1 protein-coding gene is annotated in these 366 nt (G+C 63.4%); it reads left to right on the top strand.

The annotated features are described in order from the left end of the window. On the top strand, nucleotides 1-366 hold a 366-nt coding region (locus LPA41_RS41405; protein WP_229076987.1), incomplete at both ends, for a polyketide synthase.

Here is a 366-nt window from a genome sequence, read left to right as displayed (position 1 = left end):
AGTTTGATGCGGCGTTTTTCGGGATCAGTCCGCGTGAGGCTTTGGCGATGGATCCGCAGCAGCGGTTGTTGTTGGAGGCGTCGTGGGAGGCGTTCGAGTCGGCCGGTATTGATCCGGCTGTTTTGCGGGGTTCGTCGACGGGTGTGTTCGCCGGCTTGATGTACCACGACTATGTGGGTCGTCTGGTGGGTCTGGACGATGTGGAAGGCCATGTGGGTACGGGTACGTCGGGCTCGGTGGCGTCGGGTCGGGTGGCGTACACGTTCGGGCTGGAGGGTCCGGCGGTCACTGTGGATACGGCGTGTTCGTCGTCGCTTGTCGCCTTGCATTGGGCGGTGCAGGCGTTGCGGTCCGGCGAGTGTGACA

Origin of the sequence: Actinoplanes sp. DH11 (genome assembly GCF_020873875.1) — a bacterium.
Classification (GTDB): Bacteria; Actinomycetota; Actinomycetes; order Mycobacteriales; family Micromonosporaceae; genus Actinoplanes.
Note: the sequence above shows the minus strand (reverse complement) of the source record. Positions and strands in the feature narration are given on the sequence as shown.